Source organism: Thermosporothrix sp. COM3, from assembly GCF_059696735.1.
In genome coordinates, this window is sequence record NZ_AP019376.1 from 6,455,774 (window position 1) to 6,481,989 (window position 26,216).

Sequence of the window (26,216 nt, forward strand, 5' to 3'; positions counted from 1 at the left end):
CTGCTCTACAGCATAAATCGTTTGTATAATAGTGTGGCAAGCAAACCTTGAAAATCTCCCTTTCTTCATGCTACACTTCCCCTTATCCGGTAGAGTCTTCAGAGATGATACCTTCTCTCTTCACCCGCCTTTTTCTTACCTTTTTCTATTACTTATATTGCGGAATCCGCCCGGTGTAGTTGATCTCTTCGTCACTGAAAGCCGGAAAGGAAGTGGCTTCTATGGATGTTGCAGAGAAACGCGTAACGATTGCAGCTCGTATGGATCGCCTGCCGCTCTCGCGAATGCATCGGCGCCTGACAGTTGTGCTGGGAATTGGCACCTTCTTTGACCTCTACGATATTTTCCTTGCGAGCGTCCTGACTGCTATTTTGACCTCTGCTTTTCGCCTGGATACGGTACAGCAGGCTTTACTGCTTAGTTCGGGTTTTATCGGCATGTTCATTGGTGCGAGTGCCATGGGAATTGTCTCCGACTATATCGGACGCCGTACCATGTATATGGTGGATCTGCTGGTCTATTCGGTATTTTCGCTGGCGGCTGCCTTTGCACCTGACTTTCTCTGGTTGGTGCTCTTTCGCTTTCTTGCGGGCATTGGCCTGGGAGCCGAGCCGCCCCTGACAGATATCTATATGGGAGAGATGATTCCCCGGTATGCTCGTGGCAAATATACCGCCTGGTGCTATACCGTTGGTTTTCTGGGGGTGCCGCTGGCCGGTTTTGCTGGAAATCTGCTGGTCAAAGTGCAGTTCCTCTCATTGCCCGGGTGGCGCTGGTTGCTCATTATTGGTGCTCTGGGCGCAGTAATTGTCTGGTTTCTACGGCGTTCGCTGCCAGAATCACCCCGCTGGTATGAGATCCGTCATCGGTTCAACGAGGCGGAAAAGACACTCTCCGTTCTTGAGGAGGAGATAAGGCGTGAGCATGGGTTGGATCGCTTGCCTGAGCCTGTGCCGGTCGTTGTTGAAGAGCAGAAGAAGGCTACCTTTGTTGAGATCTTTAGTGGTCAGTATACACAGCGTACGGTTATGCTCTGGATCTTTCAAATCTTGCAGACGGTCGGGTATTATGGATTTGGTTCGCTGGCAACGTTAGCGTTGAAGGAAAAGGGAATTGATGTAGTGCAGACGCTTCAGTATACCGGCCTGATTTTCCTGGGGTATCCGCTTGGCTCGCTTGCTTCAGTGCCAGTAATCGAGCGCTTTGAGCGGAAGTTTGTCATCATTATTTCGGCGGCTCTGATCGCGATTTTTGGGCTGGTCTTTGGTTTTGCGACCGCAGCCCCGATCATCGTCGTCTCAGGTTTTCTGGTGACGGCGGTCAGTAATCTTTTCTCCAATGCGTTTCATATCTATCAGGCGGAAATCTTTCCGACGCGCATGCGGGGGACCGCGGTTGGCATTGCCTATAGTCTGAGCCGCATTACTACGGCTGTCTTACCGTTTATCGCACTTCCTGCATTAAAATTGTATGGTCCGGGTACCGTCTTTATCGGGTCTGCGCTCATCATGGGGCTGGTTTGCCTGGATGTGGGCGTGCTTGGACCACGCAGTACTGGACGTGCGCTGGAATCAATTGCCCATTAAGTCGGGAGGGAAAGCTTTCCCTCTCTTCTAATAAAAGAGAGGATATTTTATGTGGTTTGAGAAGGTGAAAAGCTATACTGAGCGTCTGGTGGCGATTCGGAGCGTGAGCCCGGGGGCCGGTGAAGTGGATGTTGCCCATGAGATTCTACGCCTGCTGCATGCGGAAGATCTGGCCTCTGCCTATACTGAAAGCGGCCTCGATCCGCTTGAAGGAGATCCGTTCGGGCGCTGCAATGTCTATGCTTTTGTGCGCGGGGTTGCGCCCGCAACGCTGGTTCTTCTCGGTCACTTCGACACGGTTGATACCACTGATTATGCCGCGCTTGAGCCTCTGGCACGGAATCCGGCAGCACTGGCTGAACATGCCCGGGAACTGGGCTACACGGAGAGCCCCGAGGGCTGGATGTTCGGACGTGGAGCTGCTGATATGAAAAGCGGAGTCGCGGTCATTCTTGCTCTGATACGGTATCTGGCACAACAGGAGACACCGCCTCCGCTCTCGGTCCTGATGCTGGCGACCGCGGATGAAGAGAACGAGTCAGCCGGAGTGTTGCAGGCGGTTCACTTCTTGCAGCGGTTACGCCAGCGCTATGGGCTGACGTATCTTGGCGTGATCAATACCGATTACACCACGGCACGTTATCCCGGTGACCCTCATCGCTGTGTCTATGCCGGGACGGTCGGGAAGCTGCTGCCAGGTTTCTTTTGCATTGGTGAAGAAGGTCATGTGGGAGCGCCCTTTGCGGGCCTGGATGCGAATGTGCTGGCCGCCGAGTTGATCCGCGATCTGAGTATGAATGTGCAGCTCTGTGAGGAGGATCAGGGCGAGATTATGGCACCCCCGGTGACGCTTCACGCGACTGATCTCAAGGCGGGTTACAATGTTCAGTTGCCCTTTACCGCCTATTTCTATTTGAATTACCTGACGCTGACCTCGACCCCTGCCACCGTCATGAACACCCTTCGACAGCGAGCCGAAGCTGTGATGCAAGAGCTTTTGAAGCGTATAGAGCATGCCGAGAATACATGGCTTATGCGCAGTGGTGTGACGGCAAAGGCTCCCGAACGGGTCGGTTGCGTGCTCACATACAGCCAGCTTGTTGCCGAGGTGCAACAGCGGCTAGGTGCTGACCATCTAAACGCTGAACTGGTCGCGGAATGGGAGTCCTGCCCGGCAGCGATGGATAGCCGGGAGCGCAGTGTACGGTTGGTGCAACGGCTCTGGCGGCTGAGCGGGCGTACGGGACCGGCCATAGTGCTCTTTTTCGCGCCTCCCTATTATCCCCATGTTCCTGCGGCAGAGGGACTGCTTTCCCGGGCGATTCAACAGGTGATTGCGGCTCATCCTGAAATGCACCTGGAGTTGCGCCCGTATTTCCCCTATCTCTCTGATGTCAGTTTTCTCTGCTTGCCTCCGGAGTGCGATCCTGAGGCCTTGATTGAAAACATGCCTGCCTGGCAGAAGACGCTTCCTGATCGATCGGCACCGCGTATGTATCAGCTCCCGCTCCGCGAGATCCAACAGTTGAACCTGCCCGTGTTTAATTGGGGTGTCTATGGACATGGCGTGCATCAGCGGGATGAGCGGGTGCTGATGTCCTATTCCTTTGAGGATTTACCCGCTCTGCTGCTGGAAGTGATGAACTGTCTGGCGAAGGCTCTCAAGGACGAGGTCGACTAGCCCCGCTTTGTGAGCGAGGTGAGTGCACGTGCCAGTTGTCTGACTCCGTCGAGAATCTCCTGTTCGTTGAATGCGGTATAGCCGATCAGCAGGGCCTGAAGATCGGTCGGAGTCAGAAAATAGCTCGCCATGTTCTGGGTCAGGACGCCATGCCTGGCTGCGGCTTGCATCGCCTGCTGTGCTTGCAAACCTCCTTCCAGTTTGCCAACAAGATGCATGCCGGTCTCAGCGTATTGCAGGGTAAGGAGTCCTGCGAGCTCACGTTTACTTGCCTCAAGCAAGCAGTGCTGGCGTTCGGCATAGACCTGCCGCATCCGACGAATGTGACGAGCAAAATGTTCCTGCTCGATAAAGTCAGTCAGTACCAGTTGTTCAAGCAGTGGGGGATGTCTATCAATTAATGCACGGGCCGTGGTGAAGGAATCGACCAGATGAGGCGGCACGACAATATAGCCAAGTCGCAGCCCGGGGAACAACACCTTGCTCATCGTTCCCACGTAGATCACCCGGCCCGCGGCATCGAGCCCCTGAAGCGAGGAGAGTGGACGCCCGGTATAACGAAACTCGCTGTCATAGTCATCCTCAATGATCCAGGCTCCGGTCTGTTGCGCCCATTGCAGCAGTGCCAGGCGGCGGGTCAGGCTCAGTGTTGTGCCCAGGGGGAATTGATGGGAAGGGGTAACATAGGCAAGCCGAGCTTGTGGGCTGCGTTCAATACCAAGAGAGACATTCATACCTTCCTCATCAACCGGAATCGGGGCAAGCCGCACACCTGCACCCTGAAGAGCTCCCCGCGTTCCGAGATAACAGGGTTCTTCGATCCACACGGTATCACCGGGATCAAGGAGCAGATGGGCTGTGAGATAGATGGCCTGCTGTGAACCCGAGACAATCAATACCTGTTCAGTTTCACAATGAACACCTCGTGCGGTTCGTAAGTAGTGGGCGATCTGCTCTCGAAGCGGCTTGTAGCCAGCGGGATCAGTATAGCCAAGTAGATGTATTGGTGGGCGGCGCAGGTGGCGGTTGATCAGCTTTCCCCAGAGAGTGAAGGGAAAGAGATGAAAGTCTGGAATACCATAACGAAAGGGCTGTATCGTGATCTGATCCCAATTGGTCTGCGCCTGTGGAGCAACATAGGCTGTTGCCAGTTGCTGACCGCGCCGCGAAAGACTGCCCTGTCCCTCTGGGGTGCAGGGCGATGCCGACTTTGGCTGATCAGTTTGTAGCAGATCATCTGGCAGGGTTGAAGCCACGTAGGTTCCGCTTCCGATGCGTCCGTAAATGTAGCCCTCATGCAGGAGCTGTTCAAAGGCGTTCATTACCGTGGAACGAGAGATCCCCAGTCCCTGTGCTAATTCACGGGTAGCAGGAAGCCGGGCTCCCGTCGTCAGTTCACCGGTGAGAATTGCATGGCGAATAGCATCATAGAGCTGGCGATAGAGCGGGCGTGGGTCGCGCTCATCCAGCGAAATCATCAGGAGGGTGCTGGTTGCGTTTTTCTGTTCCATATCGTTGGCGACCTCGTTGAAATTGGTATGCCTATTGTAACGGAAAATGGCGCTTGTAACAATACCAATCGTGCTCTACAATAGTACCAGAAATAACGAGAAACTTCTGCAAGAGAAGGAAGGAAGAAGAATATGCACTATTTTGCTCTAGATGAACAGATCGCATCACAACCCGCAGCAGTTCAGGCTGTATTACAGCGCCTCGCCTCACAGAGCAAGCTCCTTGATCCGGATCGCCCTTTGATTCTGGTGGGCATCGGAACTTCCTATCATGCCTGCCGTGTAGCAGCCTACTGGGTAGACGCGCTCTCTCAGGGCAAGCAGTATGCGCGTGTATACTCGGCTCATGAGTTCGCACTTTCGATTCCTGTCTCTGCTGAAGATCAGGTTGTAGTGGTCTCGCATCGGGGCACCAAAACCTACCCGCTCAAAGCGCTGGAGCGGGCTCGTCAGGCGGGGGCCTATACGATTATCGTGACCAGCGAGGAGACACCGCCGCCACCATCAGTTGATCTGATCCTGCCAACCTGTCCTGGAGAACGTTCCAGCACACATACTGTCTCATATCTCAGCGCGCTGGCCGTGCTGGCAACTCTGGTGACCCACTATACCAATGCAACAAAGACGTCGTGGTACTCCGCGTTACAGCGTATCCCTGAGGCGATCGAGCAGACCTTGCAGTTTCCGGCTCCTGTGACTGTTGCGGAACAACTGGCTCACTGTTATCCCATACTGGTCGCGGGCTATGGGATTGATGCCATTACCGCAGAAGAGGCTGCACTGAAGCTCAAAGAAGGTACATACATCTGGGCCGAGGGCTTTGAACTTGAGAATGTGCTGCATGGACCTCCTGCCGCTTTTCATGAGAAGCTTGGCGCTCTCTGTATCACTTCGGCTCTTGATGATGGCGGACGGATGCAGGAGCTGTATCACGAGGTAAAAGAACTGGGTGGAACCGCGTTTACCTGTGGCACGCAAGAGGCTGATTTGCTATTCGCTCCGGTTGAGCAGTTGCTGCGACCATTTGTCGCTGTTGTTCCCTTACAGCGCCTGGTTGCGGAGATAGCGCGTATTCGCCAGAGCAACCCTGATACGATTCATATTGATATGGAGCCCTGGAAAACAGCGATGGGGCGCGTTACGCTCTAATTGGTAGAGACCTGACACATGTCCTCGTTGCTTTCTCTGCTCTGTTTATATGCAGAATATACGTTACTATAGGGGTATTTCGGGCTGCGCCAGAAAGTCCCCGGGCTTGACGCGTGGGGATGAATGGCGCAAGGCCATACAGAGGCAGAGAAAATCAAAAGCCTCTTAACAGGCACATCTGTTGAGAGGGTGGGCGGCTTTCTGACGAGTACGGCTGAACTGAAGGGGGCGGCAGATAGCTGCTTTTACTTGCGGAACCTGTTCTTACCAGTTGTATCAGCAAAATGCTCATAGCTCAGGGCCGCCAGTCCACCCGCAGTCAAGGGCGTCTCTGATTTTGCCTCATCGCTGTAGATGATCGTAGTGTGGTATTGTGTTAGAATGGTGTTCTCTTTTGATACTGGTGATCTTGCGGCGGATATCGCCTGGATGTATGGCCGGTAACGTCGTACCTGCTTGTTGAACTGGCGGGTGCTATACCTGCAAGCAAGATGCCAGGTACAAAGCCCCGGTGTAGTGAAGAGGAAACGTGGGATGTATCCTCTTCTGACAATACTTCCTTTCTCCTTTTCTGTCAGTGATCCTCATGGTACAGTGAAAGAGCCTCCGGTTGCTATGAACGAGCTCACTCCTTGTCATAATCCACATACAACAAGATATCGACGACCACGTATATAAAAAGATGGGTATAGTGGGCCTGCTGTTGAAGCGCCAGAGAGTGTCGCATGAGCGGCGGATTGATTCGTTTTCGCAGCGTATAGGGGAGGAGAATTTTGTTCTATAATTTATTGCTGTGGTACAATAAGGCGTGATATCCGCAGACAAGTGGTACGAGCTCTTAAAGTAAGGAGTAGATATGCCAGCGAAAGGTTATATACGTTATCCGCATATTTTCCAGGATACGATTGTTTTTGTGGCAGAAGATGATTTATGGATGGTGAGCAGTGAAGGAGGGCGTGCTGAGCGCTTAACCGCTGGCGTCGGTGAGGTGAGCTATCCCCGGTTCTCTCCTGATGGGCAACTGCTAGCCTTTGTTGGACGCGAGGAGGGACCGAGCGAAGTCTATGTCATGCCCGCGTCTGGTGGTCCGGCACGACGTGTGACGTACCAGGGGGCGGCACGTTGTAAAGTGGTTGGTTGGACGCCAGATGGATCGGAGATTCTCTACGCGACAATCGCGGGGCAGTTCCACCGCAGTGCAACAGTGATTCAGGCCGTACGACCTGAAGGGGGAGCGCCGCGCACGGTGCAGGTTGGTCTGGCGAACGCTATTTCCTATGGCCCTGATGGAGGTGTTGTACTCGGACGTTTGAACCATCGAGAGCCTGCGCACTGGAAACGCTATCGTGGCGGTACCGCGGGGCATCTCTGGTGCGACGTTGAGGGAAATGGAACCTTCAAGCGCCTGCTTGATCTCCATGCGAATATTGTCGATCCCTGCTGGATAGGGGACCGCATCTATTTCCTGTCCGATCACGAGGGAATCGGGAATATCTATTCCTGTACGCCTATGGGTGAGGATCTGCGCCGGCACACAGACCATATTGATTTTTATGCTCGCAATCTCTCTTCCGATGGGTACCGTCTGGTCTACCACGCTGGCGCTGAACTGTACCTCTTTGACCCGGCCAGTGGCGAAGGACGACAGATCCCGGTCGAATTGCCAAGCATTCGTACGCAACTGAATCGGAAGTTCGTTCCCGCAGCGGCATTCCTTGATACTGCTGCCTTGCATCCACAGGGACATGCGGTCGCGTTGACCACGCGCGGTAAGGCATTCTCAATGGGGAACTGGGAAGGGGCCGTTTTACAGCATGGCAAGAAAGACGGCGTCCGGTATCGTTTCCTTGAGTGGCTGAACGATGGAAAGCGCCTGGTCGCAATCTGTGATGAGCCCGGACGGGAGGCGGTCGTCCTCTTTAACCCTGAGAGCTCGGGAGAGGCTGAGGTGTTTGCTGATATCGAGTTCGGTCGGGTTGTCACTCTGGCAATCTCTCCGGTTGATGATCGGCTGGCGATTGCCAATCATCGCAATGAACTGGTGCTGGTTGATCTGGAGAAACAAGAGGCGAAAGTGCTGGATCAGAGCAAGGCCGGACGCATGCGGGGGATCTCGTGGTCTCCTGATGGCCGCTGGCTGGCCTATGATTTTGCGCTTTCAAATCAGCAGACCGCAATCAAGCTCTGTGAGGTAGAGACTGGTGCGACGCATCAGGTGACGAATCCGATTCTGCATGATACGAAACCTGCCTTTGATCCCGATGGCAAGTATCTGTACTTTATCGGCGAGCGGATCTTTAATCCAGTCTATGATAACCTGCAATTTGAATTAAGCTTCCCGAAAGGCAGCAAGCCCTATGTGATCCTGCTGAGGCGTGACCTGCGTTCGCCCTTTATTCCTGAGGCGAAAGCGCCGGACGAGGAAGCGCCCGAGAATAAGGATGAGAAAGGCACGGATGCCGAGCAGAAGAGCAGCGAGACCGACGAGAAGAAGCCCGCACCGATCAAAATCGATCTTGAGGGTATTACCGAACGTGTTTTGCCCTTTCCGGTCAGCGAGGGACGCTACGTGGCGATTCGTGGCATCAAGAATAAGGCTCTCTTTCTCTCGGTTCCGGTGGTTGGTGTGCTCTCCGGTCATGATGAGCAACAGGCCAAAGGTACCCTTGAGTACTATGACTTCGAGCAGTATAAGACGGAGAAGCTCGCGGAAGGCATCAGTTCCTTTACGCTGTCGCGAACTGCTAAAACGCTTCTCTATCGCTCGGGACATCGTCTCCGTGTGCTGAAAGCAGGAGAGAAGCCCAAAGAGAATAATGATCAGCCGGGGCGTGAAAGTGGCTGGCTGGATTTGCATCGGGTGAAGGTATCGGTCAATCCTGTGGCTGAGTGGAAGCAAATGTTTGCTGAGGCATGGCGCCTCCAGCGCGAGCATTTTTGGACTGAAGACATGTCCGGCATCGACTGGGAGGCGATCTATAAGCAGTATGCGCCTCTGGTGGAACGGGTTGGCTCACGTTCGGAGCTCTCAGACCTCTTCTGGGAACTTCAGGGAGAACTGGGAACCTCGCATGCCTATGAGATGGGGGGCGAATATCGCAAGCCGCCGTTTTATCGTCAGGGCTTCCTGGGGATCGACTGGAAATATGATGCCCAGAGCGAGCGTTATCGTGTAGCTCGAATCATCAAGGGAGACCCCACAAATGTACGTGAGACCTCGCCACTAACCACACCGGGCATTGATGTTGCCGTGGGTGATGCGATCCTGGCGATTAACGGGCAACGGATTGAACCTGCTATCGGTCCTGATGAGTTGCTGGTGAACCAGGCGGGACAGGAAGTGCAACTCCTGATTGAAGATGCTGAGAGTAAAGAGACCCGCACGGTTGTGGTCAAGGCGCTCGATGATGAAATGCCGGCTCGCTATCGTGAGTGGGTGGAGACGAATCGGCGCAAGGTGCATGAGCTCTCGGATGGACGGGTTGGCTATATCCATGTTCCTGATATGGGGGGTGAAGGCTTCGCGGAGTTCCATCGTAGCTACCTGATGGAGTATGATTACCCGACATTAATCGTCGATGTGCGCTTTAACGGTGGCGGCCATGTCTCGTCTCTGTTACTGGAAAAACTGGCGCGTCGTCGTATCGGCTATGATTTCCCGCGCTGGGGCTTGCCGGAACCCTATCCTTCTCAGTCCCCCCGAGGACCGATTGTGGCTCTGACAAACGAGCAGGCGGGCTCGGATGGCGACATCTTCAGCCACAGCTTTAAGCTGATGGGGCTAGGTCCCTTGCTTGGAAAACGGACCTGGGGTGGTGTGATCGGGATCAGCCCATCACATCGGCTGGTTGATGGAACGGTGACAACGCAGCCCGAGTATTCCTTCTGGTTCAAAGATGTGGGCTGGAATGTTGAGAACTATGGAACCGATCCAGATATTGAGATAGATAACGCTCCACAGGATTATGTAAATGACCGTGATCCACAGTTAGAGCGGGCTATTGAAGAGGCACTGAAACAGATAGAGCAAGTGCCGGTGCTTGAGCCGAACCCTGGCGAGCGACCGCGCCTGACACGTCCTACCAGTTTGTCGTAAGTTGTTCGGTGATGAAAAAGGATGTCGTCGGCTCTGGCGGCATCTTTTTTTCCGTCATCACCTGTTCGAGGGGAAGCCTCTATTGTGCTATCGGCATGTTTTGCCTGGAGCGGTATGATAAACTAGTGAAAATGCCTTTACTCGTTTGCGTGCGAGAACAGGTGGGTGAAAGTTCGCCTGTGCGCTCGCTGTTGGCACTCAAAATGTGGACGTGATAGAATTTCGGTACGGCTTATTCCATCTGGAATAGCAGTAGTGAACATATAGCCAGAGTCGATATTCAGCGAACACCATTTTCCTTCTCTTCTGTAGAAGGTTCGATATACCGTTCTTGTAATTATTTGTCGGATTCAGATGTGAGGGACCATTGTCGCTGTTTCTTCACCAGTGGAATGAACTTCAAGAGAGAGAGGAGGGCTACTGAAATGTCGTTGACACCGTTTCACGGGTGAATGTATAATCAAGCGGAACAGTAGCGATGTTCTCCCACCGAAGTCCTGAAATGTCTAGCAAGAAGGCTTCACTTGCCCTCTAATTAGGAAGCATTACCTTGAGTAAGCGTATTTCCATTCCAACGACTGAAATTTCTACATGGGTTGACCTGCTTCGTTGGAGAGTCGAGCGGCACCCTGAGCAGCGGATATACTCATTTTTGGCAGATGGAGAGTTTGAAAGGGACCATTTCACATATGCTGAACTGGATAGGCAGGCCCGCCGTATAGGCGCATTTCTTCAGGAGCATGCGCGCAAGGGTGATCGGGCGCTCTTGATCTATCCTTCAGGTCTGGAATTTATAGCTGCATTTTTTGGCTGTCTTTATAGTGGTATTATTGCTGTCCCGATGTATCCTCCTTCTGCGGCGCGTTCTGAACGTGCTGTGAGCAAGTTCCGTGCGATCGCAAATAATGCTCAACCGGCAATTGTTCTCACCACAACGGCGCTCTCGTCTAGAGTGCGCGGGTTGGTTCATAACTCTCCTGAAATTCAAAACGTGCCGGTCGTAGCTATTGAAGATGTGCCAGACTCACTGGCATCGGTCTGGCGTGACCCTGGCATCAGTAACGATGCATTAGCATTTTTACAATATACCTCTGGCTCAACCGGTCTCCCCAAAGGTGTAATGGTGACCCATCAGAATCTGCTCTTTAACTCAACAATTGTTGAGCAGTATTGCCGTCACCCGGAGGAGGCTCACGCTGTCACCTGGCTCCCTCTGTATCATGACCTGGGTCTGATCGGGGGCATCCTACAGCCGTTGTATGCCGGATTCCCTTCTACTATTCTGCCTCCGGCGGCGTTCTTACAGAAGCCGTTCCGCTGGCTCAAAGCTGTCTCTGACAAGAAGGCTACCATCAGCGGTGGCCCTAATTTTGCATTTGATCTCTGTGTTCGCAAGATCACGCCCGAGCAGAAGGCCGAGCTCGATCTGAGCCACTGGCAGACTGTCGCCAATGGAGCTGAGCCGGTCCGCGCAGAGACGCTTGAACGTTTCTCAGAGGCGTTCGCTGAATGTGGCTTTCAGCGGCGGTTCTTCTATCCCTGCTATGGCATGGCAGAAGCAACCCTGGTGATCTCGGCGGGTGAAAAAGGGGTCTTCCCGACCGTCCGTTCGCTGTCTGCGCGTGCGCTGGAACAGAATGAGGTACGCGACGCCGCCGATGAACGCGATACACGCACGCTTGTCAGCATCGGGAACAGCCTGCCTGTGCAGAAGGTGATTATTGTCGATCCTGAGCAGCGTGTGGAGTGCCCGCCCGATCGTGTGGGCGAGATCTGGGTTTCTGGTCCAAGTGTCGCTCAGGGCTACTGGCAGCGCCCGGAGGAAACGGAGGAGATCTTCCACGCTCATCTGGCGAACGGCGAGGGGCCTTATCTGCGCACCGGAGATCTGGGCTTTATCAGTCAAAATGAGCTCTATATCACCGGACGCCTGAAAGATTTGATTATTATTCGAGGCAGTAATCATTATCCGCAGGATATTGAACTGACAGTCGAGAAGAGTCATGCTGCAATCCGGCAGAGCAATAGTGCCGCCTTCGCGATTGAAGTGCAAGGCGAAGAGCGGCTCGTTGTTGTAGCCGAGATAGAGCGCTCGTATCTGAAGCGAGATCTTACCGAAGTGTTGACCGCGGCCCGCCAGGCTATCGCGGCTGAGCATGAGCTTCAGGTGTATGCGATTTGTCTGATTAAGACCGGCACACTGCCTAAGACGTCCAGTGGAAAGGTGCAGCGGCGAGCGACCCGCCAGGCGTTCCTTGATGGCGAACTGGAAACGGTAGTGATGCTGGTTCCCGAACAGGCACAGTCCATTCAGGAAGAGGAGCACGCGCAACCTGAAGAAGCGGTGCCCCAAAAGAGCAAACAGGAGATTCAGACATGGCTGGTGAAGCAGCTGGCTGAAGCGCTACAACTCCGGCCTCAGGAGATCGATATCCGTGCCCCCTTCGCCCAGTATGGCATGGACTCCTATCAGGCGATTAGCATTTCGGCTGATCTTCAGGACTGGCTTGGGCGCGAGTTGCCACCAACCCTGGTCTATGACTATCCTAATATTGAGGTGCTGGCAAGTTATCTTGCGGGAGAACGACCACCGGTTCAGCCGCTTGAAGAGCCACAGGAGACTGAGTCGAAGCCTGTGGCAAACGAGGCGATTGCTGTTGTCGGTCTGGGCTGCCGTTTCCCGGGAGCAGATTCACCCGAGGCATTCTGGCAGATGTTGCGCAATGGTGTGGATGGTATTTCGGAAGTGCCAGCGTCGCGCTGGAACCTTCAGGATTACTATGACGCCGATCGCTCACAACCAGGCAAGATGGTCACGCGGTGGGGGGGCTTCCTCAAGCAGGTCGATCAGTTTGACCCCTACTTCTTTGGTATCTCGCCAAGAGAAGCGGAGCGTATGGATCCTCAGCAGCGGTTACTCCTTGAGGTTGCCTGGGAAGCGCTGGAACATGCTGGCATTCCTGCGACATCGTTGGCTGGCTCGCAAACAGGCGTTTTTGTTGGAATCAGCAGTAACGATTACGCGCATTTGCAATTCCGCGACATCACAGCAGTCGATGCCTATACCGGAACTGGAAACGCGCACAGCATTGCAGCGAACCGCCTGTCCTACTTCCTTGATTTGCGCGGCCCGAGTATGGCAATTGATACGGCCTGCTCTTCGTCGCTGGTCGCGGTCCATATGGCCTGTCAGAGCATTCGTAATGGTGAGTGTGAGACCGCGCTGGCAGGTGGCGTCAACCTGATTCTGACGCCTGAGCTGACTGTGGCCTTCTCGCAGGCACATATGATGTCGGAACAGGGCCACTGCTATACCTTTGATGAACGGGCAGATGGCTATGTCCGTGCTGAGGGTTGTGGTCTGGTGGTATTGAAATCGCTTTCCGCAGCACAACGCGATGGTGATACGATTCTGGCTGTGATTCGTGGTTCGGCGGTCAATCAGGATGGGCGCAGCAATGGCCTGACCGCGCCGAACGGTCCTTCTCAGGAGGCTGTGATTCGTCAAGCGCTTCGCAATGCCAATGTCACGCCCGCTCAGGTCTGCTATGTCGAGACGCATGGTTCCAGTACGCCACTTGGCGACCCGATTGAAGTGGACTCGCTGAAGGCCGTGCTGATGGAACAGCGGGCACCTGAGCAGCAATGCCTGCTTGGCTCGGTCAAGACGAATATCGGGCACCTGGAGGCGGCGGCTGGTATTGCCGGACTGATCAAGACGATTCTCAGTCTGCATCGAGGTGAGATCCCGCCGCATCTGCATTTCCAGAAACTGAATCCGCATATCTCGTTTGAAGGCACGACGTTCGCGATCCCTACACAGCCGACGCCGTGGCCGGCGGATCGACGGAAGATCGCGGGCGTGAGCGCCTTTGGCTTTGGCGGCACGAATGTGCATGTGGTGTTGGAGGCGGCACCGGAACCGAAACGCACTACTCGTGAGCATGAGCGCCCAACGCATGTGCTGGAGCTTTCGGCGCGAAGTGCGACTGCGCTCAAGCAACAGGCCCGCCAGTACAGCGAGTATCTGGCAGCGCATCCAGCGCTCTCATTAGCTGATCTTTGCTTTACGGCTGCGGCTGGGCGGGTGCATTTCGCCCATCGGCTGGCGGTCGTTGGCTCATCGGTTGAGCAGATGCGGGCGCAGCTAGAGGCCTTTGCCACCGAGAAAGAGGCGTCTGATCTTGTTTATAGAGCGCTTTCGGTGCGTGAGCAGCAGACGAAGCCGCGTGTGGTCTTCCTCTTTACCGGCCAGGGGTCGCAGTATGTGCATATGGGACGGCAACTGTATGAGACGGAGCCGACTTTCCGCAAGGCGCTGGACCGCTGTGCCGAGATCTTACGCGCTTATCTGGAGCGTCCGTTACTCTCGGTCCTGTATGCTGAGAACGAGGCACTCTTACATGAAACAGCTTACACGCAACCTGCGTTGTTTGCTCTGGAATATGCGCTCTATGAGCTCTGGCGTTCGTGGGGTGTTGAGCCTGACGCCGTGTTTGGTCATAGCGTGGGTGAATATGTCGCGGCCTGTGTCGCGGGCATCATGAGCCTGGAAGATGGCTTAAAGCTGATAGCCGAGCGCGGTCGCCTGATGCAGGAACTGCCAGAGCGAGGCGAGATGGCCGCCGTTTTCGCCGCTTCAGAACGAGTGACAGCGGTGCTCAAGCCATATCAGAAGGTTTCTCTTTCCGCGATCAATGGGCCGCGGAATACTGTGATTTCGGGCGCATCAACAGAGGTGCAGGCAGTGGTCAAAGCATTGGAGGCAGAAGGGATAACCGTTCATCCTTTGACCGTGTCGCATGCCTTCCACTCGCCGTTGATGGAGCCAATGCTTGATGCATTTGAGCAGGTCGCGAAAGGGGTGCACTATGCACCGGCTCGGATACCGCTTGTCTGTAACCTGACCGGGCAGATTTTGCCTCAGGGAACAACGCTATCCGCCGAATACTGGCGTCAACAAACGCGCAATGCAGTGCAGTTCGCGGCTGGCATGCAAACGCTGGCGCAACAGGGGTATACACTGTTTGTCGAACTGGGGCCGCATCCTGTTCTGACAAATATGGGCAAACAATGTATTGAAGGGGCAACATGGCTCCCATCCTTACGGCGTGATCAGGAGAACTGGGGTGTTCTTCTGCGCACTGTGGCAACGCTCTATGTATATGGATGGGATGTACAATGGTATCGCGATGAGATGACGCGGCAACGACTGGATCTGCCCACATATCCCTTTGAGCGTGAACATTGCTGGCATGAGGTGAGAAACATACCCCATGATGCCGGACAGCCGTCCAGCCTGAAACAGAACGGGCATAAGCCAGCTGAGCAGAACGGGCGTCACCCGCTGCTGGCCTCCCATACGGAACTGGTGGTGCCTGCAAAGATGCATGTCTGGGAAAGTACGCTTGATCTGGAGCGGCTCCCTTTCCTGGCACAGCACCGCATTCAAGGGGCGATCGCTCTGCCTGTTTCGGCCTATGTAGAGATGGCGCTGTCTGCGATGCAAGAAGCTTTTGGGCCGGGACAATATGAGCTCACAGAGTTGGAGCTAAAGAAGCTTTTGCTGATACCGGAGCAGGGATTCCAAAAAATACAGGTTCTTCTCTCACCTGATACAAACGACCGGCTCCATTTCCAGGTCTATAGCCATGCTGTGGGTGCATCAGAACAAGAGCGCCAGGCATGGACGCTGCACGCCAGTGGAACGATCTGTCATTACAGGGAAGTTGCCCTGCCAACTGGAGGATAATGTGGCAGCTACACAACAAAAGAAGTGTGCTAAAGGGATAACATTTGGTCTCATTTACTTTGCCAGTAGTGAAGCGCCGTATCGAGGGGGGGAGAAGTACCATATGGTACTGGAGAGCGCTCGCCTGGCTGACCGCTACGGTTTCTCTTCTATCTGGATACCGGAGCGACACTTCACTAAGGACGGCTGGTTATACCCAAATCCGGCCGTCCTTCAAGCCGCTATTGCGCGTGAGACCAAAAAGATTCAACTGCGCTCCGGTAGCGTAGTGCTGCCGTTGCATAACCCGATTCGGGTCGCTGAAGAATGGGCAATGGTGGATAACCTGTCCAATGGCCGCGTTGGTCTCTCCTTCGCTTCTGGCTGGCACCCGAACGACTTTGTCTTTTTCCCGGATCATTATGAACGCCGCAATGACATCATGTTCCAGGGAATCGAGACGGTACGGAAGCTGTGGCGCGGTGAATCGATTGTGACAAAGAATGGTGCCGGTGAGATGGTCGAGATCAAAACCTACCCGACACCGGTACAGAAAGAGCTTCCTATCTGGGTTACAGCCGCAGGTAATCCGAAGACATTTGCGGGTGCGGGGAAAATGGGGGCAAACCTGCTGACGCATATGTATAACCAGAGTGTTGAGGAACTCGCTGAGAAAATTCGTATTTACCGTGACTCTCTGGAAGAGCACGGGTTTGATCCCCAGGCGGGTCAGGTGTCCGTGATGTTGCACACCTTCCTGGGCCCCGACGAGCAGACGGTGCGTGAACAGGTGAAAGATCCATTCTGCAATTATCTGAAATCTGCATCGTATCTGTTGAACGCCATCGCCTATAGTCGGGGACAGAAGGTCGATCTCTCATCGCTATCCGAGCAGGATCTGGATGAATACCTTCAGTTTGTGCTTGATCGCATGATTTCGACGCAGCGTGTGCTCTTTGGAACGCCTGAAAGCTGCCTGAATCTGGTGTCACAGCTTCGTGAGGCTGGAGTCAACGAGGTCGCCTGCCAGCTTGATTTCGGCCTGGAAGTTGATGTCGCCCTGGGATGTATCCCGTATATCAATCAATTGAAGGAACTGGCCGAGCGCACCTTCCCGACCGATCCCGAGCCAGAGCCCCTGGTGCTGCATGCCACCTCTCAGGAGGCGAGTGAGGAGCGGGCACCCGAAGCACAGGTCGAAGCTGCCTCAGACCGTCTTGAGGATATTCAGCAGCGGTGTCGCGATGAGGTCAGTGTATCCACGTTCTATGCCGATTTGCAAACGCATGGCATCGAGCTTGGCGCTGACTATCGCGCTATTCGCCAGCTCTGGCGCCGAGATGGTGAGGCGCTTGGTCGCATTCAGTACGATGGTGATGCTACGGGTCCATATCAGTTCCCGCATGCATTGCTTGACTCCTGTTTGCAAGTGGTTACAGCAACCCTGCCCGATAGTCTGGTAAAGCGACAGTCCGCGCTCTATTTGCCTTCCGGGATAAAGAGCTTCAAGCTGCATAAGCAGCCGGGAGCAAAGGTATGGAGCCATGCCGTACTGACATCCGAGCCGGTGCCAGGCGCCGCCGTACTGGAAGGCAATGTGCGTATTCTGGATGACGCGGGACAGGTGTTGATCGAGGCTTCGGGTATTCAGCTACAGCGCTCTGAGGCCGCGACTCCGGCCCACACGCCGGATCACCTGTCTGACTGGCTCTATACGTTGCAGTGGAAAGAGGAGTCACAGACAGAAGCGCCCGCAACGGAGCGTCCCGGACACTGGTTGATCCTGATGGATCGCCAGGGGATCGGTCAATGCCTGCTTGATGCGCTGGTCTCACAGGGGCAGCGCTGTTCTGTGGTGACACAGGGAGAAACGTATCAGGTTCTGGGAACGGATCGCTATCAGGCGAGCCCTGCCAATGCTGACGATATTCGCCGTGTGGTGCAGCAGGCCGTTCAAGCGGAGCCGTTGCGTGGTGTCGTGCATCTCTGGAGTCTGGACGCGGCTTCAGAGCAACAGCTTGCGGTCTCAACCCTTGAGCAGGATCTTGAGCGGTGCACCGGTTCCGCGCTCTATACTATGCAGGCTCTAATCGAGCTGGCTGGAGGGGAGCCGCCGCGTCTCTGGCTGATCACACGCAATGCTCAGGCGCTTGAGGAACCAGGGCAGCAGCTCGCAATCGGACAGGCCCCGCTATGGGGATTGGGGCGCACCTGTTCTATGGAGCACCCGGAGATCTGGGGTGGTCTGATCGATCTGGCGCCAGATAGCTCGCCTGCCACGAATGCGCGTCAGGTCGCGCAGGAACTGATGGCAACAGACCACGAAGATCAGGTCGCGTTCCGCGCGGGCAAGCGCTTTGTCGCGCGTATGCAGAGGAGCCACGATATCCAGGCACAGGACTGGCAGATTCGTCCGGATGCTTCCTATCTGATTACCGGTGGCTTCTGGGGTCTGGGTTTTGAGGTTGCGCGTTGGTTGGCCCGGAAAGGTGCGAAATACCTGGTGCTGACAGGACGAACACAGGTGCCGCCGCGAGCGCAATGGGGCTCGCTTGACCCTGCAAGTCGCACGGGTAAGTTGGTGCAGCAGGTGCGTGAGCTGGAAGCAACCGGCGTGCAGGTGCAGTGTGTTACGCTTGATGTGACCGATGAGGCGCAAGTGAACGCCTTCCTGGCGACCTCTCAACAGCAGGGGACGCCGCCAATCAAAGGGGTATTCCATGCGGCCTCGGTCTGGCAGGACAGCGAGGGACGCCCACTGGTCAAGCCGCTGGTCAATCTGGATGCGTTCGCATTGCGTGAGGTGTTCCGCCCGAAAGTGATTGGTGGCTGGTTGCTGCATAGCATCTTCCAGAAGGCGGACCTTGATTTCTTTGTTTCGTTCTCGTCTGGAGCGTCATTGTTTGGCTCGGCGGCACAGGGTAACTATGCCGCTGCCAGTGCCTTTCTCGACGCGCTGGCCCACTATCAGCGGGCGCAGGGCGTGCCGGGCATCAGTATCGACTGGGGTGCGGTCTCGGAGATTGGTTTCGGTGCGACCGAGGAAGGACTGCGCGTTCACGAGTACTGGGAAGATCGTGGTATTCAGCGTATCACGCCGCGTGATGTGCTGGCCGCGCTGGATCTGCTGATCCCGCTGCCAATCGCACAGATTGGTGTGCTAAAGCTGGATTGGGAGCTTTTGCGCCGCTTCTATCCACAGGTTGCATCACTGCCACTGGTTGCTCACTTGCTTGAGGCGACAGACGAGGAGCAGTCTCAGGAGGCACAGGAAGATGCCATTCTGACAACACTGCGCGATACTGCGAATCGGCAACAGGAACTTGAACACTTTCTCTGTGAGCAGGTGGCCTCAGTACTACGCGTGTCACCTGAAAAGCTGGATGTTGAGCAACCGTTAACCATGCTTGGTCTTGACTCCCTGATGGCGATTGAGCTGAAAAACAGAGTTGAGCAGGCATTGCAGGTGCGAATACCAATCGTAATGTTCTTGCAGGGACCGAGTATTCGTCAGTTTACCGAGCAGGTCCTTGAAATGATACCGCTGGCCGAACCGGCTCCTGTCGCAGAGCCAGAGGCGGTCCAGCATGGAAATGGGCAGAAGCCGCTGAGCCAGAATGAGGCTGAGCAGTTGTTACAGCAACTGGAACAGCTCTCCGATGCGGAAGTTGATGTTTTACTTGGGCAGATGCTACAAGAGGATGGTCAGGAGCCTGCTCATACCAATGGAAAGAACCATGTCAGCGCCCGAGAGGCTGAACAGTTATTGGCTCAATTGGAACAACTTCCTGATGAAGAAATCGACTCGCTGCTTCAGCAAATCGTACAGGAAGGGGAATCAGACCGATGAATGATGCGTCAAAGCGTTTGGCGGATCTTTCGCCTGAACAGAAAAGAGCGCTGCTTGCTCGGCTGCTAAAGGAAAGAGCACAGCAAGGGGGGAAGGGGCAAGCTGAATTTGCCCCTCTTTCTCAGCAGCAGCGGGCGCTCTGGTTTCTCTATCAGCTTGCGCCTGAAAGCAGCGCCTACAATCTTTTATACACCGCCCGCATTCGCTCGGCGTTAGATATTTCTGCGCTTCAGCAGGCCCTTCTGGCGCTTGTTCGTCGCTATCCGATTCTGACAGCGACTTATACCATGCGGGATGGCGAGCCGGTTCAATGTTTCCACCCGCAGCAGGAAGTGCATGCCGAGGTCGTTGACGCGACCTCGTGGAGTGCGGAGGCACTGGAAGAACATCTCCTTGTTGAGGGGAATCGGCCGTTTGATCTGGAAAAGGGACCGATTGTCCGCCCGCAGATCTTCAAGCTCGGGGAGCGGGAATACGTGCTCGCACTCACGGTGCATCATATCGCGCTTGACTTCTGGTCGCTGGATATCCTGGTCGATGAGCTGTATCTGCTCTATGCCGCACAGCGAGCCGGTACAGAAGATATTCTGCCGCCGCCAGGTCCGAACTTTACCGAGTATGTGCGCTGGCAGCGCGAGATGCTGGAGTCGGCTGAGGGTGAACGGCTCTGGTCATACTGGAAACAGAAGCTCAGTGGAGAGCTGCCGGTGCTTGGCCTGCCCACTGACCGACCGCGTCCCGCTGTACAGACTTATGGCGGTGCATCGCATAGCTTTCCGATTAGCGATGAGTTGACGGGCAAGTTGCGCGAACTGGCGGCCTCAGAGAAGGTGACGCTCTATACTCTGGTGCTGGCGGCCTTCAAGACCTTGCTCTATCGCTATAGCCATCAAGAAGATATCCTGGTGGGCACGCCCATGCTCGGACGAAATAAGGCCGAGCTCGAACGGATCGTGGGCTACCTTGTGAATCCGGTGACGATGCGCACCGATTTCGCGGGCAACCCGACATTCCGTGAACTGCTGGCGCGAGTACGCACCACGGTGATGGAGGCGCTTGACCATCAGGATTACCCGTTCCCGCTGCTTGTGGAGAAGTTGCAACCGAAGCGTGACCCGAGCTACTCGCCTATCTTTCAGTCGCTGTTTATCTGGGATCGCCCTCGCAAACGCGACGGCAAAGAGCTTGAGCGTGCTGGCCTGACCGGTCCTGTTTTGCGTATGGCTCAGGAGCTGGAGCTAGAGCCCTATATTATGGGGCAACAGGGCGCCCCCTTTGATCTGACGCTAACCATCTTTGAGGTTGATGGCTCGCTCTCCGCAGATTTCCGGTATAACGTTGATCTGTTCGATCGCTCGACATTGCAGCGACTGGAACGCCACTTCCTGACATTGCTTGAAAGCGTTACCGCGCAGCCGGATCAGCGGGTGCAGGAGCTGCCACTGTTGACCGAGGAAGAGCGTCAGCAGATTCTGTATCAGTGGAATGCCACCGAGGCGCCCTTCCCTGAGACGGCCACAGTGCATCAACTGGTAGAAGAGCAGGTAAAGCGTACTCCAGATGCGGAGGCATTGACCTTTGAGGGCGTATCGTTGAGCTATCGCGAGCTCAATCGTCGGGCCAACCTGCTGGCTCGTGAGTTACAGTCGCATGGCGTTGGCCCTGATGTGTTGGTTGGTGTCTGTATGGAGCGCTCCATTGAAATGGTGGTCGCGCTTCTGGGTGTGCTCAAGGCGGGTGGCGCCTATGTCCCGCTGGACCCGGACTACCCGCAGGAGCGGCTGGCCTATATGGTAGAGGATGCACAGGTGCCTGTCCTGCTCACTCAGGAACAGCTACGGCAGCGCCTGCCAGAAACCAGCGCCCGGGTTATCTGCCTGCATGCCGGTTGGGGTGCCGACTCTGAGGAAGAGGTGGTCGATCCGGTGACGGCAGTTGGTCCGGAGCATCTGGCGTATATGATCTATACGTCTGGATCGACTGGCAGACCAAAGGGCGTCATGAATACGCATCGTGGCGTCTGCAACCGGCTCTACTGGATGCAGCAGGCCTATCAGCTTACTGCTGATGATCGCGTGATGCAGAAGACGCCGTTTAGCTTCGATGTCTCTGTCTGGGAATTCTTCTGGCCCTTGCAGACCGGCGCCTGTCTGGTGATGGCGCGTCCGGGTGGACAGCAGGATCCCGCCTATCTGGCGCGCCTGATCGAGGAGCAGCGCATCACAACCATGCACTTTGTGCCCTCCATGCTGCATGCCTTCCTGCTGGAAGCAGGCCTTGAGGAGCGTTGTCAGAGCCTGAGACGGGTAATCTGTAGCGGTGAGGCGCTGACCTATGACCTGCAAGAGCGCTTCTTTGCTCGCCTGAATGCCAATCTTTATAATCTCTATGGCCCGACTGAGGCCGCGATTGACGTGACGGCCTGGACCTGTCAGCGAGAGGGTCGGGATAAAGTGGTGCCCATCGGACGACCGATCGCGAACACGCAGATCTATATTCTGGATGAAGGCATGCAGCCGGTTCCGATTGGTGTGACGGGCGAACTCTATATCGGCGGTGTTGGGGTCGCGCGTGGCTATCACAACCGCCCTGAGTTGACCGCAGAGAAGTTTGTGCACGATCCATTCAGCGGAAAAGAGCATGCGCGGCTCTTCAAAACCGGGGATCTGGCTCGCTATCGTGTCGATGGAACAATCGAGTTTCTCGGGCGTATCGACTATCAAATCAAGCTGCGTGGCTTCCGTATCGAGCTTGGTGAGATCGAGGCAGAACTGGGACAGCATCCAGCAGTGAAGGAAGCCGTCGTTGTGGCGCGTGAAGATATGCCCGGTCATAAGCGGCTGGTGGCGTATCTGGTGCCGAAGCAAGCGACAGCTTCTTCAGAGGCCGAACCGCAGCGACTCTCTCCGCAAGATGCGGGAATCTCCCTTGAAGAGTTGCGGAGCTATCTGCTTGAGCGGCTTCCGTACTATATGGTGCCAGCAAGCTTCTTGTTCCTGGATCGTATCCCGCTGACGCCCAACGGGAAGGTAGATCGACGGGCGCTCCCGGCTCCCGATCAGGCCAGACCAGAGCTGGAAGCGGAGTTTGTGCCGCCTCGTACAGCAACCGAGGAGAAGCTAGCCCAAATCTGGACTGAGGTGCTTGGTCTGGAAAAAGTAGGCGTGCATGACAACTACTTCGATCTCGGTGGCGCATCGATTCAAAGTCTGGAAATGATTGCCCGTGCGAAAGAGCAGGGGCTTGAGTTCCCACTTGAGCGCCTCTTTGAGTATCAAACGATTGCGGAACTGGCCGCCGCTCTGGATAAAGAGCAGCAAGCGCCAGAGACCGTCTCGAATGATGAGCCGGTCGAGCAGCAGGCAGACGAAGTGCATATTGTGGAGCCACAGCCAGCAGCGCCGACCACTTCAGAAGCGCAACGCGAGCAGGTGAATACTATCATCGAGAGTATCGGTGTGTATCTGCCGCCCAAAGCTGTGACGACCGATGAACTGCTTCAGAACTGTAAGCGCCCGATTCGTTTCCCGCTTGCTCGTCTGACCGGCATCAAGTCGCGTCGTATGGCTGGCGAGACCGAGTTCTCGATTGACATCGCACGCAAAGCGGTCTCTGATTGTTTCGATCGCTCGAAGTATCGCCCGGAAGACATCGACATGATCATCTGTGGCAATATCTCGCGCTGTGATCGACCGGGGATGCAATTCACCTTTGAGCCGGGTACCGCAGTTCGCTTGAAGCACTACTTTGGCATGACAAACGCTATTGCCTTCGACGTGGACAATGCCTGTACTGGTCTCTTTACTGCCGCGAATATCGTCGATGCCTTCTTGCAGGCGGGATTGATTCGGCGCGGTATGGTGGTCAGCGGGGAGTATATCACGCATCTATCCCTGACGGCGCAGAAAGAGCTTTCCGGCTTCATGGACTCACGGCTGCCGTGTATGACGGTTGGTGATGCGGGGGCGGCGATGATCCTGGAACGAGCACACGATCAGTCAGTTGGCTTCCATGCCTTCGACATGTTCTCGCTTGGCCGCTTCAGTTGGGACTGTATCGCGAAGGCAACCGATCAGCCGCATGGTGGCGCGATCATGTACACCGACGCGGTGAATGTCTCGGCGGTCAACATGAAGTATGCCGTGGCGCATGCAGCCAATATTATCGCGCAGACCGGTTTCCCGCATGACTCGTTCCAGCACGTCATCATTCACCAGACGTCCGGTACAACCATTCGTGACGCCGCTCGCGAGATCAACCGCTACTATGGTAAAGAGGTGTGTACTCAGGAAAACGTCATTAACAACATTGCCGAACGAGGAAATACGGCTACCACAACCCATATTGTGGCGCTCATGGACCACATTCGCTCGGGACGCATTCAGTCCGGGGATAATGTCGTTTTTGGTATCACTGGTTCTGGGGCAACGATTGGTGCCGCAATCTATACCTTTGATGACCTGCCGGATCGTATGCGTAAGGTTGATGCGGGGGAGCTGCCAGAGAAGGTCACTCCTGCTCCTGTTGCGCTCTCTGTACCCGCGAAGCGTGTGCGGGTTGAGAGTGTTGGAACGGTGCCGTTGGGCATGAAGGTTGAGTCTGTTGAAAAGACGCTGGAGAAACTGGGAGACATCAAAGTCAAAAAGCAGGTGCTTGAGATGGTCAAGGTCGCAGCGGAGCGAGCCTTTACCGGGTCCTCGGTAAAGCGCAACGATATCGACCTGATGATCTACTCCGGCGTGTATCGTGATGAATTGGTTTGTGAGCCCGCGATTGCTGCCCTGTTGCAGGGTGAGTTGGGCATTAACGACTTGATCGAGACGCCCGAAGAGAAGAAGACCTTCGCTCTGGATGTGTTTAATGGCTCTATCGGCTTCTTGAATGCCTGTCACGCAGCGACTGGTATGATTCAGGGCCAGAAAGCGAAAACGGCGCTGGTAATGGCGGCAGAGATCGAGAACAATCGTGAGGTCGCTCCTGATAAGCTGCTTGGTATCGAAGAGACGGCCTCGGTGGTGGTACTGGATGAGAGTCCAGATGGGAAGACGGGCTTCGGCAACTTCGTCTTCAAGTACTTCACCGACTACGTTGACTCATTCGATGCGCACTGTGAGTATCATGACGGCAAGATGGTTATGGTCTTCAACAAAGATCCGCGCCTGGAGAGCTACTATATCGCGTGCATTCAGGAGGCGGTCAAGGAGCTGTTGGAGCGGGAACAGCTTGATCTTTCGCGGATCAAGTGTATCTTGCCTCCACAGATCTCCTCATCATTTGTTGAGGAACTCGGGAAGACGCTTGGCGTTGCTCCTGAGAAGATGGTGGATGTCAGAGCTGAGCATGACCTGTACACCTCGTCGTTGCCCTTTGCCTTGCAGCAGGTTCGCGAGCAGCAGCTTGCGCAACCCGGTGATATCGGTCTGATCATCGCCGTGGGTTCTGGTATTCAGGTTGGATGTGCGACCTACTACTTCTAGACCAGATCCCTTCAGTCAGAAAAACACAGGCCTCTATTCCGACAAAGAATAGAGGCCTTTTTGTTTGCTTTACACAGGAGGACGGAGATCGCCAGGCAGGGACGGGTACGGTTGAAGTCCTGCACCCGGGCCGAGTTCTTCTTCTGGTAGATGCAGCCGTTCTGCTTTGTAGTTCAGCGCCTGAAGAATCAGGTCAACACATTGGTCCAGACTCAATACAGTGGTATTCACGATCAAATCATAGAGCGAAGAATCATCCGGGTGACAGTGATACTGTGTTTGCAGGTAGCGGATTCTGTCCTGTTCCTTCATCTGAATGCGTGATTTTGCTTCACTCTCGGAAACCTGTTCTCGTTGCATGACGTAGCGAATGCGCTTTTCGAGCGTCGCTACAATACGTGTGTGGAAGACATCTCGGTGTTCGGCCAGAATCATCTGTGAGCCGCGCCCCACAATGACGGCTGGTCCTGCTTCAATCGCTGTCTCGACGAGCTTACTCATCGTTTCCCGATACAGATGAGGGTTGGAGAGCAGGGGCATTGGTTCAATCGTGAACATGGCAGGTTGCAAAATACGCATACTGTTGATCAGGCTACTGATAAACGAGTCGGCATGCTCGTCCTGTATCTCCGCTTCTTCTTCACTGATACCAAGTTCCTGTGCTGCTCGGATGACCAGTTCGTGATCAATGAGCCGCCAGCCAAGACGCTGAGCCAGCCTGCGCGCGATTTCGCCGCCGCCGCTTCCATATTCACGTGAGATGGTAATTGCCCGCATCTGCTTTTTCTCTTCCATAGGGGCTGCTCCTTCTCCGGTTTTTCCCGGATGTGGTTTGCACTATAGGGAACCGAAGCACATAAGTGATACGTAAGAACGCGCCTCCACCGTTTCGAGTGCCGGAAGGCGTGAGTGAAATACTCAGCCGTCTGACTGTTCTCTGGTCCTTTGGCTCAGAGAGGGCTTCGGTCCTCTAGCTTGTGTTTTACCCGTACTTTCTTCTTTGTACGATTGAAAGTGGCTAACGGGCGACAAAGAAAGCTGGTAGAGCGAGAAAAGCATAGTTTTGTTAATAAATATATAGAAATACATTTTTCGCGAAGGAGAAGAAGGGTAGAAAAAAGGCCGACCCCCGCAA

At 55.0% G+C, this 26,216-nt stretch carries 9 protein-coding genes; 7 read left to right on the top strand and 2 right to left on the bottom strand.

Translation table 11 applies throughout. From position 1 onward, the window contains the following. Nucleotides 1-221 precede the first annotated feature (221 nt). Nucleotides 222-1,586: an MFS transporter gene (locus KTH_RS27670; protein WP_111324632.1), complete on the top strand. Its 1,365-nt coding sequence runs from the start codon at nucleotides 222-224 to the stop codon at nucleotides 1,584-1,586. A 49-nt stretch (nucleotides 1,587-1,635) separates the two neighbouring features. Next, nucleotides 1,636-3,267 (top strand): M20/M25/M40 family metallo-hydrolase, encoded by a 1,632-nt coding sequence (locus KTH_RS27675; protein ID WP_111324633.1) that lies wholly within the window; start codon nucleotides 1,636-1,638, stop codon nucleotides 3,265-3,267. On the opposite strand, the gene pdxR is transcribed toward KTH_RS27675, so the two are convergent. Further along, nucleotides 3,264-4,778 (bottom strand): MocR-like pyridoxine biosynthesis transcription factor PdxR, encoded by a 1,515-nt coding sequence (gene pdxR, locus KTH_RS27680; RefSeq protein ID WP_497622118.1) that lies wholly within the window; start codon nucleotides 4,776-4,778, stop codon nucleotides 3,264-3,266. The genes KTH_RS27675 and pdxR overlap by 4 nt on opposite strands. Before the next feature lie 132 nt (nucleotides 4,779-4,910). Here pdxR and KTH_RS27685 point away from each other — a divergent pair, with 132 nt between their 5' ends. From KTH_RS27685 to KTH_RS27705, 5 genes are all read left to right on the top strand, one after another. Then, nucleotides 4,911-5,927 carry an SIS domain-containing protein gene (locus KTH_RS27685; protein ID WP_497622120.1) on the top strand — a complete coding sequence of 339 codons (1,017 nt, stop codon included), beginning with the start codon at nucleotides 4,911-4,913 and terminating at the stop codon, nucleotides 5,925-5,927. A gap of 856 nt (nucleotides 5,928-6,783) precedes the next feature. Beyond that, nucleotides 6,784-10,023 (top strand): S41 family peptidase, encoded by a 3,240-nt coding sequence (locus KTH_RS27690; RefSeq protein ID WP_497622121.1) that lies wholly within the window; start codon nucleotides 6,784-6,786, stop codon nucleotides 10,021-10,023. 550 nt (nucleotides 10,024-10,573) lie between these two features. Continuing rightward, a complete protein-coding gene (locus tag KTH_RS27695; RefSeq protein WP_497622123.1) occupies nucleotides 10,574-15,775 on the top strand; it encodes a hybrid fatty acyl-AMP ligase/type I polyketide synthase in 5,202 nt (1,733 codons plus the stop codon). Continuing rightward, nucleotides 15,675-19,604 (top strand): type I polyketide synthase, encoded by a 3,930-nt coding sequence (locus KTH_RS27700; protein ID WP_497622125.1) that lies wholly within the window; start codon nucleotides 15,675-15,677, stop codon nucleotides 19,602-19,604. Before KTH_RS27695 ends, KTH_RS27700 begins: the two co-directional genes overlap by 101 nt. Beyond that, nucleotides 19,601-25,081 (top strand): amino acid adenylation domain-containing protein, encoded by a 5,481-nt coding sequence (locus KTH_RS27705; RefSeq protein ID WP_497622127.1) that lies wholly within the window; start codon nucleotides 19,601-19,603, stop codon nucleotides 25,079-25,081. The genes KTH_RS27700 and KTH_RS27705 overlap by 4 nt, the downstream gene beginning before the upstream one ends. Before the next feature lie 69 nt (nucleotides 25,082-25,150). Here KTH_RS27705 and KTH_RS27710 read toward each other — a convergent pair whose 3' ends face one another. Beyond that, entirely contained in the window at nucleotides 25,151-25,876 is a 726-nt protein-coding gene (locus KTH_RS27710; protein ID WP_111324640.1) for a cytidylate kinase-like family protein, read from the bottom strand. Nucleotides 25,877-26,216: the final 340 nt, after the last annotated feature.

Coding starts and splice junctions, on each gene's coding strand:
- KTH_RS27705 (WP_497622127.1), top strand. CDS start 19,601: ATGAATGATGCGTCAAAGCGTTTGGCGGATCTTTCGCCTGAACAGAAA.
- pdxR (WP_497622118.1), bottom strand. CDS start 4,778: ATGGAACAGAAAAACGCAACCAGCACCCTCCTGATGATTTCGCTGGAT.
- KTH_RS27690 (WP_497622121.1), top strand. CDS start 6,784: ATGCCAGCGAAAGGTTATATACGTTATCCGCATATTTTCCAGGATACG.
- KTH_RS27670 (WP_111324632.1), top strand. CDS start 222: ATGGATGTTGCAGAGAAACGCGTAACGATTGCAGCTCGTATGGATCGC.
- KTH_RS27710 (WP_111324640.1), bottom strand. CDS start 25,876: ATGGAAGAGAAAAAGCAGATGCGGGCAATTACCATCTCACGTGAATAT.
- KTH_RS27685 (WP_497622120.1), top strand. CDS start 4,911: ATGCACTATTTTGCTCTAGATGAACAGATCGCATCACAACCCGCAGCA.
- KTH_RS27675 (WP_111324633.1), top strand. CDS start 1,636: ATGTGGTTTGAGAAGGTGAAAAGCTATACTGAGCGTCTGGTGGCGATT.
- KTH_RS27700 (WP_497622125.1), top strand. CDS start 15,675: ATGCTGTGGGTGCATCAGAACAAGAGCGCCAGGCATGGACGCTGCACG.